The sequence below is a fragment of the Nocardioides fonticola genome, assembly GCF_039536805.1.
GTDB lineage: Bacteria > Actinomycetota > Actinomycetes > Propionibacteriales > Nocardioidaceae > Nocardioides > Nocardioides fonticola.
In genome coordinates, this window is sequence record NZ_BAAAZH010000012.1 from 415,797 (window position 1) to 431,475 (window position 15,679).

The 15,679-nt window shown below is 71.8% G+C and carries 14 protein-coding genes; 11 read left to right on the forward strand and 3 right to left on the reverse strand.

All coding sequences use genetic code 11. The annotated features are described in order from the left end of the window. Positions 1-128 precede the first annotated feature (128 nt). Entirely contained in the window at positions 129-1,337 is a 1,209-nt protein-coding gene (locus ABD671_RS09510; protein WP_344733085.1) for a saccharopine dehydrogenase family protein, read from the forward strand. 223 nt (positions 1,338-1,560) lie between these two features. Here the strand turns inward: ABD671_RS09510 and ABD671_RS09515 are convergent, their stop codons facing one another. Together ABD671_RS09515 and ABD671_RS09520 are read right to left on the reverse strand one after the other, a co-directional pair. Next, the gene (locus ABD671_RS09515; RefSeq protein ID WP_344733087.1) at positions 1,561-2,289 is read right to left on the reverse strand and encodes a cache domain-containing protein; all 729 of its coding nucleotides are present in this window, start codon (positions 2,287-2,289) and stop codon (positions 1,561-1,563) included. Next, positions 2,286-3,062: a FadR/GntR family transcriptional regulator gene (locus ABD671_RS09520; protein ID WP_344733088.1), complete on the reverse strand. Its 777-nt coding sequence runs from the start codon at positions 3,060-3,062 to the stop codon at positions 2,286-2,288. Before ABD671_RS09520 ends, ABD671_RS09515 begins: the two co-directional genes overlap by 4 nt. 75 nt (positions 3,063-3,137) lie before the next feature. On the opposite strand from ABD671_RS09520, the gene ABD671_RS09525 reads away from it, so the two are divergent. From ABD671_RS09525 to gabT, 7 genes are all read left to right on the forward strand, one after another. Further along, the gene (locus tag ABD671_RS09525) at positions 3,138-4,202 is read left to right on the forward strand and encodes an ABC transporter ATP-binding protein (RefSeq protein ID WP_344733090.1); all 1,065 of its coding nucleotides are present in this window, start codon (positions 3,138-3,140) and stop codon (positions 4,200-4,202) included. Between the two features lie 11 nt (positions 4,203-4,213). Next, entirely contained in the window at positions 4,214-5,434 is a 1,221-nt protein-coding gene (locus ABD671_RS09530; protein WP_344733091.1) for an ABC transporter substrate-binding protein, read from the forward strand. A 2-nt stretch (positions 5,435-5,436) separates the two neighbouring features. Next, positions 5,437-6,285, forward strand: a complete 849-nt coding sequence (locus ABD671_RS09535) for an ABC transporter permease (RefSeq protein WP_344733092.1) — start codon at positions 5,437-5,439, stop codon at positions 6,283-6,285. Next, entirely contained in the window at positions 6,285-7,097 is an 813-nt protein-coding gene (locus tag ABD671_RS09540) for an ABC transporter permease (protein WP_344733093.1), read from the forward strand. Before ABD671_RS09535 ends, ABD671_RS09540 begins: the two co-directional genes overlap by 1 nt. Positions 7,098-7,167: 70 nt before the next feature. Beyond that, positions 7,168-8,328 (forward strand): CaiB/BaiF CoA transferase family protein, encoded by a 1,161-nt coding sequence (locus ABD671_RS09545; RefSeq protein WP_344733094.1) that lies wholly within the window; start codon positions 7,168-7,170, stop codon positions 8,326-8,328. Next, the gene (locus tag ABD671_RS09550) at positions 8,325-9,518 is read left to right on the forward strand and encodes an acyl-CoA dehydrogenase family protein (protein ID WP_344733096.1); all 1,194 of its coding nucleotides are present in this window, start codon (positions 8,325-8,327) and stop codon (positions 9,516-9,518) included. The genes ABD671_RS09545 and ABD671_RS09550 overlap by 4 nt, the downstream gene beginning before the upstream one ends. A gap of 40 nt (positions 9,519-9,558) precedes the next feature. Continuing rightward, positions 9,559-10,890 carry a 4-aminobutyrate--2-oxoglutarate transaminase gene (gabT, locus tag ABD671_RS09555; RefSeq protein WP_344733098.1) on the forward strand — a complete coding sequence of 444 codons (1,332 nt, stop codon included), beginning with the start codon at positions 9,559-9,561 and terminating at the stop codon, positions 10,888-10,890. On the opposite strand, the gene ABD671_RS09560 is transcribed toward gabT, so the two are convergent. Beyond that, positions 10,891-11,751, reverse strand: coding sequence for a polysaccharide deacetylase family protein (locus ABD671_RS09560; RefSeq protein WP_344733099.1), 861 nt, complete (start codon positions 11,749-11,751; stop codon positions 10,891-10,893). A 131-nt stretch (positions 11,752-11,882) separates the two neighbouring features. Between ABD671_RS09560 and dxr the strand changes: the two genes are divergently transcribed. From dxr to ispG, 3 genes are read left to right on the forward strand one after another with little or no spacing between them, the layout of a single operon-like run. Further along, positions 11,883-12,998 carry a 1-deoxy-D-xylulose-5-phosphate reductoisomerase gene (gene dxr / locus ABD671_RS09565; RefSeq protein WP_344733100.1) on the forward strand — a complete coding sequence of 372 codons (1,116 nt, stop codon included), beginning with the start codon at positions 11,883-11,885 and terminating at the stop codon, positions 12,996-12,998. 7 nt (positions 12,999-13,005) lie between these two features. After that, the gene (locus tag ABD671_RS09570) at positions 13,006-14,364 is read left to right on the forward strand and encodes a M50 family metallopeptidase (RefSeq protein WP_344733101.1); all 1,359 of its coding nucleotides are present in this window, start codon (positions 13,006-13,008) and stop codon (positions 14,362-14,364) included. Between the two features lie 43 nt (positions 14,365-14,407). After that, positions 14,408-15,559, forward strand: a complete 1,152-nt coding sequence (ispG, locus tag ABD671_RS09575) for a flavodoxin-dependent (E)-4-hydroxy-3-methylbut-2-enyl-diphosphate synthase (protein ID WP_344733102.1) — start codon at positions 14,408-14,410, stop codon at positions 15,557-15,559. The last annotated feature ends 120 nt before the right edge of the window (positions 15,560-15,679 follow it).

Below are 15,679 nucleotides of genomic sequence, written 5' to 3' on the forward strand. Positions count from 1 at the left end.
GCCGCCTTCGCGCCTCCGCCTTGGCATGGCACCGGTCTCCCGACGCTCCGCTCGATGGCCCGAATCGTCGATCACGGCCGAGAGCTGCCGCCGCCCCGCACCCACCAGTCGCCTGAGGAGTTCCATCCATGCGCATCCTGTTGATCGGCGCCGGCGGCGTCGGTGCCGCGTTCGCCGCCATCGCCGCCCGCCGCGACTTCTTCGAGACGATCGTCGTCGCCGACTACGACCCCGCGCGGGCCGAGCGGGCGGCCGCCATCGATCCGCGCTACGTCGCCGACCGCGTCGACGCCTCGTCGTCCGAGGCGGTGGCCGCGCTGTGTCGCGAGCACCGCATCACCCACGTCATGAACGCCGTCGACCCGGTCTTCACGATGGCGATCTTCGACGGCGCCTTCGCCGCCGGGGCCGACTACCTCGACATGGCGATGTCGCTCTCGAAGCCCCACCCCGAGCGGCCCTACGAGCTGCCGGGCGTCAAGCTCGGCGACGAGCAGTTCGCGGTCGCGGGGGAGTGGGAGGCGGCCGGCCGCCTGGCGCTGCTCGGCATCGGCGTCGAGCCCGGCCTCTCCGACGTCTTCGCCCGCTACGCCGCCGACCACCTCTTCAGCGAGATCGACGAGCTCGGCACCCGCGACGGCGCCAACCTCGTCGTGCGCGACGAGAGCGGCGCGGAGATCTTCGCGCCGTCCTTCTCGATGTGGACCACCATCGAGGAGTGCCTCAACCCGCCGGTGGTCTGGCAGGACGGCGCCTGGCACACCACCGCCCCCTTCTCCGAGCCGGAGGTCTTCGACTTCCCCGAGGGCATCGGGCCGGTCGAGTGCGTCAACGTGGAGCACGAGGAGGTGCTCCTCATGCCCCGGTGGATCGACTGCAAGCGCGCCACCTTCAAGTACGGGCTGGGCGAGGAGATGATCACCATCCTCAAGGTGCTCCACCAGCTCGGCCTCGACCGCACCGACAAGGTGCGGGTCAAGGGCGTGGAGGTCTCCCCGCGCGACGTCGTCGCCGCTGTGCTGCCCGACCCGGCGACCATCGGCCCCCGGATGACCGGCAAGACCTGCGCCGGGCTGTGGGTGACCGGTCGCGGCACGGACGGCGAGCCGCGGTCGACCTACCTCTACCACGTGGTCGACAACGAGTGGACCATGCGCGAGTACGGCCACCAGTGCGTCGTGTGGCAGACCGCGATCAACCCGGTCGTCGCCCTCGAACTCCTCGCCACCGGGGTCTGGAGCGGCGCCGGCGTGCTCGGCCCGGAGGCCTTCGACGCCGTCCCGTTCCTCGACCTGCTCACCGCCTACGGCAGCCCGTGGGGGATCAAGGAGCTCTGAGGATCGCGCACCCGGACGCCGTGGGGTACCGGTCGGCGTTCGGGTGCGGGGGTCTCGCGGCTCGCTGCGCTCGCACCTCGACCACCGGGAGCGCTCGCTGCACTCGCACCACCACGACCACCCGTTCCGGTACCTCGGCCGGTGGTCGAGGTGCGAGGAGCGCCAGCGACGAGCCGCGAGACCCGGTGAGCCGGACGCCGTCCGGTCCCGGAGCCGGACGCCCTCAGGCCCGGCGCTCGCCGAGCACCCGGAACGGCAACCCGTCGACGGGGCGCACGAGGCCGTACCGGGCGACGTCGACGCGTTGGCCCGAGCGCAGCAGCGGATCGGCGGCGACCACGCAGCGGTCCTGGGCGTTGACCAGCACGACGTCGGCGGCGGCCCCGGCGTCGACGACGTCGCGCATGAGGTCCTCGAAGGTGGCCAGCAGGGTGTCGGCGCCGACGAGCCCGATGAGCCGCCCGTCCTGCATCACCGGCGCGGTGGCGGTCAGCACGTACTCGTCGGTGCAGACGTAGTCGACGTAGGGGCCGGCGACGTGCCGCTGCCCGGTGGCCAGCGGCGTCTGGAACCACTCGTGGCGGGTGTAGTCGAAGACGTGGTGACCGATCGGCACGCCGCGCTCGGCCAGGGGTTCGCGCCGCTCGCCCTGCCACCACGCCAGGAACAGGTCGCGGTCGGTGAGCCATCCGGGCGCCGCGATGAAGCCGGCGCCGACGACGGGGTGGGCGGCCAGGGCGGCGGTCGTCGTCGGCTCCACCAGGTCGGCCAGCGCGCCGGCGGCGAGGCGTCCGTCCGAGCCGACGGTGCGCAGTACGAGCTCGCCGATGCCCTCGATGGAGGCGAAGACCGCACCGAAGTAGGCCGCGACCGCGACCACGCACTGGGCGACGGCCTCGGCCACGCCGGGGCGGACGCCGATGCCGTCGGGGTCGAGACGCGAGGTCGTCACGAGGCGCTCCTGGGGGTCCGGGTGCGGGCATGGGCGGCGGCCTGAGCGCGGGCCACCTCGTCGAGGGTCCCCTGCAGCAGGGCTCGGGCGCAACGGCGGGCGGCGTCCGGATCGCCGGCGGCGAGCGCATCGAGGAGCGCCGCCTGGCGGTCGTGCGCCGCGCGGGCGACATCGGGGTCGGCGAAGGGGAGCCGTGCCAGCACCCCGAAGTCGGCCTCCGAGCGGACGACGGCCCGCGTCAGCCGGGCCGACTGGGTGAGCGCGGCGATGGAGAGCCAGATCTCGGCGTCGGCGTGCCGGGCGCGGCCGGCGTCGTGCGGCTCGTCGGGGTCGGGGAGCAGGTCGCGCAGCGCCTCGACCTCCTCGGCGTCGGCGCGTTCGGCCGCGAGTTCGGCGCAGCCGGCCAGCAGCAGCACGTAGTGGTCGGCGAGGTCGTGCAGCTCGGCGCGGGAGAGCACGCCCAGGCGCTGGGCGAGCGCCTCCTCGTCGAGGCGGGCGTCCTCGGCGACGACGGTGCCGCCGCCGCGTCCGCGGGTGGTGACCACGAGTCCGCGGGCGCGCAGGCCGATGAGGGCCTCGCGCACGGTGACGACCGCGACGCCGAGCATGCCGGCGAGCTCGGGTTCGCTCGGCAGTCGATCACCGGGGGCGAGCAGGCCCGAGCGGATCGCATCGGTCAGTCGGCGCTCGACCAGAGCGGCCCGGCCGGCGTCCCCGAGCGGCGCGAAGAGCGCGCTCCGGGCGCGGGAGCCGGGGTGCCGGAGCGCGGTCATGCGCCAGATTCTCGCAACACATTCGTGACACGCAAGGTCTGTTCATCTAAAAACTGATTCCATATCTTAAGCCGCATGACGACGGCGATCTCCCTGCGCGGCGTGAGCAAGCACTACGGCGATGTCCGCGCCGTCGACGAGCTCGACCTCGACATCGCCGACGGCGAGTTCTTCTCGATGCTGGGCCCCTCGGGGTCGGGCAAGACCACCGTCCTGCGCCTCATCGCGGGTTTCGAGGACCCCACCGCAGGGGTCATCCGGCTCGGCGAGGACGACGTCACCCGCCTGCCGCCGTACGCCCGCGACGTCAACACCGTCTTCCAGGACTACGCGATCTTCCCCCACCTCTCGGTGCTGGAGAACGTCGAGTACGGCCTGCGGGTCAAGAAGGTCGCCAAGGCCGAGCGCCGCGCCCGCGCCGCCGAGGCGTTGGAGCAGGTGCGCCTCGGCGGGTACGGCGACCGGCGTCCCCACCAGCTCTCCGGCGGCCAGCGCCAGCGGGTGGCGCTGGCCCGCGCGCTGGTCAACCGCCCCACCGTGCTGCTGCTCGACGAGCCGCTCGGCGCCCTCGACCTCAAGCTGCGCCGCGAGATGCAGGTCGAGCTCAAGCAGATCCAGCGCGAGGTCGGCATCACCTTCGTCTTCGTCACCCACGACCAGGAGGAGGCGCTCACGATGAGCGACCGCATCGCGGTCTTCAACGAGGGGCGCATCGAGCAGCTGGCGACACCGGTCGAGCTCTACGAGCGCCCGGCCACCGCGTTCGTCGCCGGCTTCGTCGGCACCTCCAACGTGCTGCGCGACGACGTCGCCCGCACGGTCGTCGGTGAGGACGGCGTCTTCATGATCCGCCCCGAGAAGGTGCGGCTCCAGGCCGCGGCGCCCGCCGCCGACGGCTCCCTGTGCGTCGCCGAGGGCACGGTCTCCGAGGTGGTCTACCTCGGAGCCTCCACCAGCACGGTGGTGGCTCTCGACGCGGGTGGCAGCCTCACCGCCACCCACCCCAACGCCGACACCTCGCTGGACGACGCGCTCGAGCGTCGCGGCAGCCGGGTGGTGCTCACGTGGCGTCGTGAGCACCTGGTCGCGCTGGACACCGGTTCCCCCCGACCCCACCAGGCCACCCCGGCCGCCCACTGAGGAGGACACACATGACCACGATCGGTATGCGTCGGCTCGCCGCCGTCGCCTGTGCCGGAGTGCTGGCGCTCGCCAGCGCCTGCGGCACCGACTCCGGCAGCGACGACGGCGCGAAGGCCGGCGCTCAGCAGGGCGGCTTCACCGCACCCGACATCCCGATGCAGCAGTCGATCGGCGACGGGGAGGGCGAGGTCGACATCCTCGCGTGGCCCGGGTACGCCGAGGACGGCTCCACCGACAAGAGCATCGACTGGGTCACGCCCTTCGAGAAGCAGACCGGCTGCCAGGCCAACGTGAAGTACTTCGGCACCTCCGACGAGGCCGTGCAGCTGATGAAGACCGGCGAGTACGACGTCGTCTCGGCCTCGGGCGACGCGACGCTGCGCCTCATCGCGGGCGGTCAGGTGGCGCCGGTCAACACCGACCTGCTGACCAACTACGCCGACATCGAGGACTTCCTCAAGGGCCAGCAGTTCAACTCCGTCGACGGTCAGATGTACGGCGTCCCGCACGGCTGGGGCGCCAACCTGCTCATGTACAACACCGACGTCGTGAAGCCGGCGCCGACGAGCTGGTCGGCGGTCTTCGACGACGCCTCGACCTACGCGGGCAAGGTGACGGCCTACGACAGTCCGATCTACATCGCCGACGCCGCGCTCTACCTGATGACCCACGAGCCCGATCTCGGCATCAAGGATCCCTACGCGCTCGACCAGGACCAGCTCGCCGCGGCGGTCGACCTGCTGAAGAAGCAGAAGGAGAACGTCTCGGAGTACTGGTCGGACTACCTCAAGGAGGTGCAGGCCTTCAAGACCGGCGACTCGGTCATCGGCACCACCTGGCAGGTCATCGCCTCGGTCGCCGAGGGCGAGGGCGCGAAGGTCGCCGCCATCCTCCCCGAGGAGGGCTCGACCGGCTGGTCCGACACCTGGATGGTCGGCGCGAAGGCCGCCCACCCGAACTGCGCCTACGAGTGGATGAACTGGATCACCGGTCCAGAGGTGCAGGCCCAGGTCGCGGAGTACTTCGGTGAGGCGCCGGCCAACGGCAAGGCGTGCGACTACACCAGCGACAAGACGTTCTGCGACACCTACCACGTCACCGACGCCGCCTACGCCGACCAGATCCACTACTGGACGACGCCGATCAGCCAGTGCCTCGACGGTCGCACCGACGTCACGTGCACCGACTACGGCGACTGGACCACCGCCTGGACCGAGATCAAGGGCTGATCTTGTCGATCCTCGACCGTCGCCCGGGCCTCCGGGTGGGCCTGCTCCTCACGCCGCCGATGCTGTGGCTGGGAGTGGCCTACCTGGGGGCCCTGGCGAGCCTCCTCATCACCTCGCTGTGGACCCAGAACGACTTCACCGGGCTCATCGAGCGGGTCTGGACGCTGGACAACTTCCGCACCCTGTTCACGGTCGAGGTCTATCGCACCATCACGCTGCGCACGATCGGGATCGCGGTGCTCGTCACGGTGATCGACGCCGTGCTCGCGTTCCCGATCGCGCTCTACATGGCGAAGTTCGCCTCGCCGCGCGCCCAGCGGCTGCTGGTGATCGCCGTCCTCATGCCGCTGTGGGCCTCCTACCTGGTCAAGGCCTACGCCTGGCGCGGCATGTTCTCCGCCGACGGCCCGATCGCGTGGATCGCCCGGCCCTTCGGCCTCGACACCCCCGGCTACGGCCTCGCGGCCACCACGGTCACGCTGGCCTACCTGTGGCTGCCCTACATGATCCTGCCGGTCTACGCCGGCCTCGAGCGGGTGCCCGACTCGCTGTTCGAGGCCTCCGCCGACCTCGGCGCCGGCGCCGGGCACACCCTGCGGCGCATCGTCGTCCCGATGGTCTTCCCGGCCTTCGTCGCGGGCTCGATCTTCACCTTCTCGCTGACGATGGGCGACTACATCGCCGTCAAGATCGTCGGCGGCACCACCCAGATGCTCGGCAACGTCGTCTACGACAACCAGGGCGCGGCCAACAACCTCCCGTTCGCCGCGGCGGTGGCCACCGTGCCGATCGTCGTCATGCTCGCCTACCTCGCGGCGGTGCGACGCACCGGCGCCCTGGAGAACCTCTGATGGCCGGATCCATGCAGGCCTCGCGCGGTCTGCGCACCACCCTGCGCGTCTTCACCGGCCTGGTGCTGGTGGTGATCTACGTGCCGCTCGCGCTGGTGCTGCTCAACTCCTTCAACACCGACAACACCTTCGGCTGGCCGCCGCCGGGATTCACCCTGCACTGGTGGGACCTCGCGCGGCAGAGCACCGGCGCCCGCGAGGCGCTGTGGGTCTCGCTGCGGGTGGCAGCGGTAGCCACGGTGGTCGCGCTGGTGCTCGGGTCGCTGGCCGGCCTCGCACTGCGACGCACGGCGTTCTTCGGGCGCAACACCGTCTCGCTGCTCATCATCCTGCCGATCGCGCTGCCCGGCATCGTCACGGGTCTGGCGTTCAAGAACGAGTTCACGACCATCCTCGGCGTCGAGCTGAGCTTCTGGACCATCGTGATCGCCCACGCCACCTTCTGCATCGTGACGGTGTTCAACAACGTGCAGGCCCGTTTCCAGCGGCTCGGCACGAACTTCGAGCAGGCCTCGATGGACCTCGGCGCGGGCCGGTGGACCACCTTCCGCCTCATCACCTTCCCGATGATGGGCTCGGCCCTCCTCGCCGGTGGACTGCTCTCCTTCGGGCTCTCCTTCGACGAGATCGTGGTCACCCAGTTCACCGCGGACGCCGACCACCGCACGCTGCCGATCTGGATCTTCGAGAACCTCTTCCGCCCCAACCAGGCGCCCATCGTCAACGTGGTCGCCGCGGTTCTCGTGATCCTCTCCGCGATCCCGATCTACCTCGCCCAGCGGCTGTCCTCCGACACCGCAGGCGCGCGATGACCCAGCGATGACCAGCGATGACCAGCGATGACCAGCGATGACCGAGCGATGACCGAGCGATGACCGCGTCATGACGGCGCCGCTGGACGGCGTCCTCGTCGCCGACTTCAGCCGGGTGCTGGCCGGTCCGAGCGCCACGATGCTGCTCGCCGACCTGGGCGCCGAGGTGATCAAGGTCGAGCGGCCCGGCGTCGGCGACGACACCCGCGCGTGGGGGCCGCCGTGGACGCCGTCGGGCGGCAGCACCTACTTCGAGTCGGTCAACCGCGGCAAGCGCAGCGTCGTCCTCGACCTCGCCGACGCCGGCGATCGCGCGCTGGCGCAGGAGCTCGCGCGGCGCGCCGACGTCGTCGTGGAGAACCTGCGCTCCGGCGCGATGGGCCGGCTCGGGCTGGGCTACGAGCAGGTGTCGGCCGCGAATCCCGGGGTCGTCTACTGCTCGATCACCGGCTTCGGCTCGGCCGGGGGCGCCGACCTGCCCGGCTACGACTTCGTCGTCCAGGCCGTCGGCGGGCTGATGAGCATCACCGGCCCCGACGCCGAGCACCCCACCAAGGTCGGCGTCGCGCTGGTCGACGTGCTGGCCGGCAAGGACGCCGCCCTCGGCATCCTCGCCGCGCTCACCCGGCGCGCCCGCGATCCCGAGGGGCGCGGCGAGCACGTGGAGGTCGACCTGCTCTCCAGCCTCCTGGGCAGCCTGGTCAACCAGGCGTCGTCCTACCTCGCCACCGGCGTCGCGCCGGCCCCGATGGGCAACGCCCACCCCTCGATCGCGCCCTACGAGACCCTGCGTTGCCGCGACGGCGTCCTGGCGGTGGCGTGCGGCAACGACGGGCAGTTCGCCCGACTCGTCGCGGCCCTCGGCCACCCCGCGTGGGCCGCCGACCCGCGCTTCGCCACCAACCCCGCCCGGGTCGAGCACCGGCCCGCGATGGTCGCGCTCCTGGAGGAGGCGCTGGCCGATCACGGCTCCCAGGACGCCGTCGCGCTGCTCCAGGACGCCGGGGTGCCCGCCGGTGCGGTGGGCTCGATCGCCGACGCCTTCGCGCTGGCCGAGCGGCTCGGTCTCGACCCGGTCGTCGAGGTCGGGGGAGACCGGCCACCGCAGGTGCGGCACCCTGTGAAGTACACGCGCAGCACGGTGGCGGCCCCGACGGCCCCGCCGCGGCTGGGCGAGCACGACGAGCAGATCCGTCGCTGGCTGGCGGCGGGGGAGGAGACCACACCATGAGCGCCGCGACCGGAACGCCCCGCACCCCCGACCCGCTCGACCTGCTCGACCTCGATGCGCTGCTCAGCCCCGAGGAGCGGGCGGTGCGCGACACGGTGCGCCGCTTCTGCGAGGAGCACACCGACCCCCACATCGCGGAGTGGTTCGAGGCCGGCGAGCTGCCCGACGCCCGCGGCCTGGCCAAGCGCCTGGGCGAGCTCGGTCTGCTCGGCATGCACCTGGAGGGCTACGGCTGCGCCGGCATGTCGGCGGTCGACTACGGCATCGCCTGCCTCGAGCTCGAGGCGTGCGACTCCGGCGTCCGCTCGCTGGTCTCGGTGCAGGGCTCGCTGGCGATGTTCGCGATCTGGCGCTTCGGCAGCGAGGAGCAGAAGACGACCTGGCTGCCGCGCATGGCCGCCGGCGACGCCATCGGCTGCTTCGGTCTCACCGAGCCCGACCACGGCTCCGACCCCGGCTCGATGCGCACCCGCGCCCGCCGCGACGGCACCGACTGGGTGCTCGACGGTCGCAAGATGTGGATCACCAACGCCCCGATCGCCGACGTCGCGGTCGTGTGGGCGCAGACCGACGAGGGCATCCGCGGTTTCGTCGTCCCGACCGACCTCCCGGGCTTCAGTGCCCCGGAGATCAAGCACAAGATGTCGCTGCGCGCCTCGCTGACCGGCGAGATCGTGCTCGACGGCGTCCGCCTGCCGGCTGACGCCGTCCTGCCCGACGTGCACGGTCTCAAGGGTCCGCTGTCCTGCCTCTCCGAGGCGCGCTACGGCATCATCTGGGGCTCGCTCGGCGCGGCCCGCTCGGCCTTCGCCGCCGCCGTCTCCTACAGCCGCGAGCGCGAGCAGTTCGGCAAGCCGATCGGCGGCTTCCAGCTCACCCAGGCCAAGCTCGCCGACATGGCCGTCGAGCTCGGCAAGGGCCATCTGCTCGCGCTGCACCTCGGCCGCATGAAGGACGCCGGCACGCTGCGCCCCGACCAGGTCAGCTTCGGCAAGCTCAACAACGTCCGCGAGGCGCTGGAGATCTGCCGCACGTCGCGCACCATCCTCGGCGCCAACGGCATCTCGCTGGAGTACCCCGTCATCCGCCACATGAACAACCTCGAGTCGGTGCTCACCTACGAGGGCACCGTCGAGATGCACACCCTCGTGCTCGGTCAGACCCTCACCGGTCTGGCCGCCTACCGCTGACCCCGTACCGCCCGACCACGACCGGAACTAGGCTGATCCCATGACCATCGGTGGACCCTCGATCCCGCAGAAGCGCCAGCTCAACACCGCCATCCCCGGACCTCGTTCGCTCGAACTGCTCGATCGCAAGAAGTCCTTCGTCGCCGACGGTGTCGGCACGACCCTGCCGGTGTTCGTCGTCGCCGCGGGCGGCGGCGTCCTGCTCGACGTCGACGGCAACAGCCTCATCGACCTCGGCGCCGGCATCGCGGTCACCAACGTCGGCAACGCCGCGCCCCGCGTCGTCGAGCGCGCCACCGCCCAGCTCCAGGCCTTCACCCACACCTGCTTCATGGTCACCCCCTACGAGGGCTACGTGGAGGTCTGTCAGGCGCTGGCCGAGCTCACCCCCGGCGAGCACGCCAAGAAGAGCGCCCTGTTCAACTCCGGCGCGGAGGCGGTCGAGAACGCCGTCAAGATCGCCCGCGTGGCCACCGGCAAGGACGCCGTCGTCGTCTTCGACCACGCCTACCACGGCCGCACCAACCTCACGATGGCGATGACGGCCAAGAACATGCCCTACAAGCACGGTTTCGGGCCGTTCGCCGCCGAGGTCTACCGCGCTCCGATGAGCTACCCGCTGCACGACGGCCTCTCGGGCGCCGAGGCCGCGGCCCGCGCCATCGACGTCATCGAGAAGCAGGTCGGCGCCACCAACCTCGCCTGCGTCGTCCTCGAGCCGGTGCAGGGCGAGGGCGGCTTCATCGTGCCGGCCGAGGGCTTCCTGCCCGCGATCGCGGCCTGGTGCCGGGCCAACGACGTCGTGTTCATCGCCGACGAGATCCAGTCCGGCTTCTGCCGCACGGGCTCCTGGTTCGCCTGCGACCACGAGGACGTCGTCCCCGACCTCATCACCACCGCCAAGGGCATCGCCGGCGGTCTGCCGCTGGCCGCGGTCACCGGTCGCGCCGAGCTCATGGACGCCGTCCACGTCGGCGGTCTGGGCGGCACCTACGGCGGCAACCCGGTCGCCTGCGCGGGTGCGCTCGGCTCGATCGAGGAGATGCGCGAGCACGACCTCGCCGGCCGGGCCGCCGCCATCGGCGAGCGCATGCGCGCCCGGCTCGAGGCGCTGCGCGCCGACTTCCCGGTGATCGCGGAGGTCCGCGGCCGCGGCGCCATGATGGCCATCGAACTGCTCGACGCCGACGGCAAGCCCGACGCCGCCCGCACGGCCGCCGTCTCGGCCGCCTGCCACCAGCGCGGGGTCGTCACGCTCACCTGCGGCACCTGGGGCAACGTCTTCCGCTTCCTCCCGCCGCTCTCGATCTCCGACGAGCTGCTCGAGGAGGCCTTCGACGTCGTCGCCGAGGCCTTCGCGGCGACCGCCTGATCAGGACGCGGGCTCGCCCGCTGCGTCCAAGCCGACGAAGCAGAACCCGAGGCGGCGCAGTGCGTGCACCTCGTGCGGCACCGCCGCCAGGGTGGCCGGCGAGTTCGTCACGCCGTCGTGCTGCAGCACCACGCTGCCCGCGCGGCCGCGAGCGCGCACCTGCGCGATGACGCTGCGCGCGATCATCGTGGTGGACCGTCCCGCCCAGTCGCGGGAGTCGACGTCCCACAGCACGCTGGTCAGGCCCATGCCGCGCAGCACCCGGGCGACCCGTGCGTCGGTCGCACCATAGGGCGGGCGCACGAACGCCGAGTGCTCACGCACCCCCGCCCGCCGCAGCGCCCTGCTCGTGGCGATCAGGCCCGCGCGGATGTCGTCGTCGGTCTGCGTCGTCAGGTCGCGGTGGGCGTAGGTGTGGTTCCCGATCGTGAAGCCGCGCCGTGCGACCAGCCGGGCTACCTCCGGCGCGGCGTCGATGCGGCTGCCGACCATGAAGAAGGTGGCGGGTACGTGCAACTTCAGCAGTTCCCGGGTGAGGGCCGCTGTCACCGACGTCGACGGACCGTCGTCGAAGGTCAGCGCGACGTTGCCGGCCCGACAGCCCGCGGACGGCGCGCGGTCGGGGCCGGCGGACGGGCGCGCCAGCGCGCGATGGCGCGGGGTGATCGTGCCTCCGGGCAGCACCCGTAAGGGGTCGCGGGCGGGGACGAGGATCCCGGCCGGACGGGCACTGATCGTGCCGGACGGGCTGGAGGAGCCGGGCGCGCCGTCGGGGCTGTCGGCAGCGCCGGCGAGGGCGGCGAGGACCGCGATCGTCGCGACGAGGATCGCCACGGGGGAGAGGAGGAGTCGGCGCTTCACCGCTGGTCCGTTTCTGCTTCGGGCGCCGTGCGCCGTGGATCCGTCGCCAGTGTGAGGCGCGGCAGCGGCGATCGGTTGTCACGACGCGCCGCGAATGCGGCGGGCGGTGGGCCGGCTGCGAGGATGGCGGGGTGCGTGACGTCGTCATCCTCGGCTCGACCGGGTCCATCGGCACCCAGGCCCTCGACCTCGTGCGGGCGAACCCCGACCGGTTCCGGGTCGTCGGCCTGACCGCGGGCGGCTCTCAGCGCGAGCTCTTCGAGGCCCAGGTGGCCGAGTTCGCCCCGGCGGTGCACGGGCTGGGCGAGGAGGCGTCCGTCGAGGCGGCCGCGCACCCGTGCGACGTCGTCCTCAACGGCATCACCGGCGCGGTCGGTCTGCGCCCGACGCTGGCGGCTCTGGAGGCCGGCCGCACCTTGGCCCTGGCGAACAAGGAGTCGCTCATCATCGGCGGCCCGCTGGTCAAGCGGGTGGCCGCGCCGGGTCAGATCGTCCCGGTCGACAGCGAGCACAGCGCCATCGCCCAGAGCCTGCGCGCCGGACGCGCCGAGGAGGTCCGCCGGCTCGTGCTCACCGCCTCCGGCGGCCCGTTCCGCGGCCGCACCCGCGCCGACCTCGAGCGGGTCACGCCCGCCGAGGCGCTGGCGCACCCCAACTTCGCGATGGGCACGGTCATCACCACCAACTCCGCGACGCTGGTCAACAAGGGGCTGGAGGTCATCGAGGCGCACCTGCTCTTCGACGTCCCCTTCGAGCGCATCGACGTCGTCGTGCACCCCCAGCAGTTCATCCACTCGATGGTGGAGTTCGTCGACGGTGCGGTCGTGGCCCAGCTGGGGCTGCCCACCATGCTCGTGCCGATCGCCATGGGTATGGCCTGGCCCGACCGGGTGCCCGACGCCGAGACCCCCATCGACTGGAGCCGCGCGTCGGACTGGCGCTTCGAACCGGTCGACGACGACGCCTTCCCCGCGATCCGCCTCGCCCGCGAGGCCGGCACCCGCGGCGGCACCGCCCCGGCGGTCTACAACGCGGCCAACGAGGTCTGCGTCGCCGCCTTCCACGCCGGACGCCTGCCCTTCCCGGGGATCGTCGACGTCGTCGGCGCCGTCCTCGGTGCGCTGACCGCGCACGACGTACCCTCGTCGGGGGAGCTCACGCTCGACGACGTCCTCGCGGCCGACGCGTGGGCTCGGGCCGAGGCCGACCGCCACATCTCCGCCGCCTTCCGGGGCACCGCACCGTAGGAAACCGATGACCGTCCTGCTCTACACCCTCGGCGTGCTCGCGTTCGCCGTCGCGATCCTCGCCTCCATCGGGCTGCACGAGCTGGGCCACATGATCCCGGCCAAGCGGTTCGGCGGGAAGGTCACCCAGTACTTCATCGGCTTCGGGCCCACGGTGTGGAGCAAGCAGGTCGGCGAGACCGAGTACGGCCTCAAGGCCATCCCGCTCGGCGGCTACGTGAAGATCGTCGGCATGCTGCCGCCTGGCGCCGAGCAGCTCGGCCAGGTGAGCTACGACGCGCAGGGCAACCAGGTCACGCGGGTGCGCAAGTCGAACACCGGCATGTTCACCCAGCTCATCTCCGACGCCCGCGCCGCCGAGTGGGAGCTCGTCGGCCCCGAGGACTCGGACCGGCTCTTCTACAAGATGGCGTCGTGGAAGAAGATCGTCGTGATGGCCGGCGGTCCCACCGTCAACCTGCTCATCGCGTTCGTCGTCTTCTGGATCGTCTTCGCCACCTACGGCGTCAAGACCCTCGACGTCGCGCCGGGCGCCCCGGTCGTGGCCGAGGTCTCCCAGTGCGTGCTGCCCTACACCGAGGAGGGCCGGGCCTGCACGCCGTCCGACCCCGCCGCTCCGGCAGCGGCCGCCGGGTTGCGCCCCGGCGACGTCATCACCTCCTTCAACGGCACGAAGGTCACCGACTGGGAGCAGCTGCGCACGCTGATCCGCGGCAACGCCGACGGCACCGCCGTCATCGGCTACGACCGCGACGGCCAGCAGCTCACCGGGCGCACGAGCACGACCGTGGAGGCCCGGCCCACCTCGGCCACCGATCAGACCCTGCGCCAGGTCGGGTTCCTCGGGGTGAGCCCCCGCACCACGGTCGTCACCGAGCACGGCGGACCGATCTACACCCTCGACCAGATGGGCACGATGACCAAGGAGAGCCTCTCGGCGCTCCTCCACCTGCCGGTGCGGGTGTGGGGTGTCGCGAAGGCCATCGTCGGCCTGGAGGAGCGCTCGGTCGACAGCCCGATCTCCATCGTCGGCGGCGGTCGGATCGCCGGCGAGACCGTCTCCGACACCGACTTCGGTGCGGGGGAGAAGGTCGCCTACCTCGCCATGCTGGTCGGCGGGTTCAACCTCTTCATCGGCCTGTTCAACTTCGTCCCCCTCCTGCCGCTCGACGGCGGGCACATCGCCAGCGCCCTGTGGGAGTGGATCCGCCGCGGGCTCGCCCGCCTCACCCGGCGTCCCGACCCCGGCTACGTCGACGCCGCCCGGCTGCTGCCGGTGGCCTATGTGGTGGGCAGCTTCCTGCTGATCATGGGCGTCGTCCTCATCGTCGCCGACCTCGTGGTGCCGGTCTCCACCGGCGCCTGACGCCGACCCCGGCGCGGCCTCGGCGGCGCAGTACGCTCGGAGCATGACCAGCATCAGCCTCGGCATGCCGGAGGCTCCGCCTCCGGTGCTCGCTCCCCGTCGTCCGACCCGCCAGATCAAGGTGGGCAAGGTGGGGGTCGGCAGCGAGTCGCCGATCTCGGTCCAGTCGATGACCACGACGCTGACCGCCGACGTCAACAGCACGCTCCAGCAGATCGCCGAGCTCACCGCGGCCGGCTGCGACATCGTCCGGGTCGCCTGCCCCAGCCAGGACGACGCCGACGCGCTGCCGCAGATCGCCCAGCACAGCCAGATCCCGGTGATCGCCGACATCCACTTCCAGCCGAAGTACGTCTTCGCGGCCATCGAGGCCGGGTGCGCGGCGGTGCGGGTCAACCCCGGCAACATCAAGAAGTTCGACGACCAGATCAAGGAGATCGCCCGCGCCGCGCAGGACCACGGCACGAGCATCCGCATCGGCGTCAACGCCGGCAGCCTCGACAAGCGCCTGCTCGAGAAGTACGGCAAGGCCACCCCCGAGGCCCTGGTGGAGTCCGCGGTCTGGGAGGCGAGCCTGTTCGAGGAGCACGGCTTCCGCGACTTCAAGATCTCGGTCAAGCACAACGACCCCGTCGTCATGGTGCGCGCCTACGAGCTGCTCGCCGAGAAGGGCGACTGGCCGCTGCACCTCGGCGTCACCGAGGCCGGCCCGGCCTTCCAGGGCACGATCAAGTCGGCCACCGCGTTCGGCGCCCTGCTCTCGAAGGGCATCGGCGACACCATCCGCGTCTCGCTCTCCGCGCCTCCGGTCGAGGAGGTCAAGGTCGGCATCCAGATCCTCCAGTCGCTCAACCTGCGGCCCCGCAAGCTCGAGATCGTCTCCTGCCCCTCCTGCGGGCGCGCCCAGGTCGACGTCTACAAGCTCGCCGAGGAGGTCACCGCCGGCCTCGACGGTCTCGAGGTGCCGCTGCGCGTCGCCGTCATGGGGTGCGTCGTCAACGGTCCGGGCGAGGCCCGCGAGGCCGACCTCGGCGTCGCCTCCGGCAACGGCAAGGGCCAGATCTTCGTCAAGGGCGAGGTCGTCAAGACCGTGCCGGAGTCGCAGATCGTCGAGACCCTCATCGAGGAGGCCATGCGCATCGCCGAGGGCATGGAGGCCGTCGACGGCGCCTCGCCGGAGGTCAGCGTCGGCTGACGCGGGTCGGCTGTCGGAATCACCGGTGCACCGGTGACTCCTGCACTTCTCAGGGAGGCGGAGTCACGTGGTCGTAGCAACGGTCATGCTGCTGGCGGGTTTGCCAGTAGCTCGGCCAGC

Coding starts and splice junctions, on each gene's coding strand:
- ABD671_RS09525 (WP_344733090.1), top strand. CDS start 3,138: ATGACGACGGCGATCTCCCTGCGCGGCGTGAGCAAGCACTACGGCGAT.
- gabT (WP_344733098.1), top strand. CDS start 9,559: ATGACCATCGGTGGACCCTCGATCCCGCAGAAGCGCCAGCTCAACACC.
- ABD671_RS09520 (WP_344733088.1), bottom strand. CDS start 3,062: ATGACCGCGCTCCGGCACCCCGGCTCCCGCGCCCGGAGCGCGCTCTTC.
- ABD671_RS09540 (WP_344733093.1), top strand. CDS start 6,285: ATGGCCGGATCCATGCAGGCCTCGCGCGGTCTGCGCACCACCCTGCGC.
- ispG (WP_344733102.1), top strand. CDS start 14,408: ATGACCAGCATCAGCCTCGGCATGCCGGAGGCTCCGCCTCCGGTGCTC.
- ABD671_RS09550 (WP_344733096.1), top strand. CDS start 8,325: ATGAGCGCCGCGACCGGAACGCCCCGCACCCCCGACCCGCTCGACCTG.
- ABD671_RS09530 (WP_344733091.1), top strand. CDS start 4,214: ATGACCACGATCGGTATGCGTCGGCTCGCCGCCGTCGCCTGTGCCGGA.
- ABD671_RS09545 (WP_344733094.1), top strand. CDS start 7,168: ATGACGGCGCCGCTGGACGGCGTCCTCGTCGCCGACTTCAGCCGGGTG.
- ABD671_RS09570 (WP_344733101.1), top strand. CDS start 13,006: ATGACCGTCCTGCTCTACACCCTCGGCGTGCTCGCGTTCGCCGTCGCG.
- ABD671_RS09510 (WP_344733085.1), top strand. CDS start 129: ATGCGCATCCTGTTGATCGGCGCCGGCGGCGTCGGTGCCGCGTTCGCC.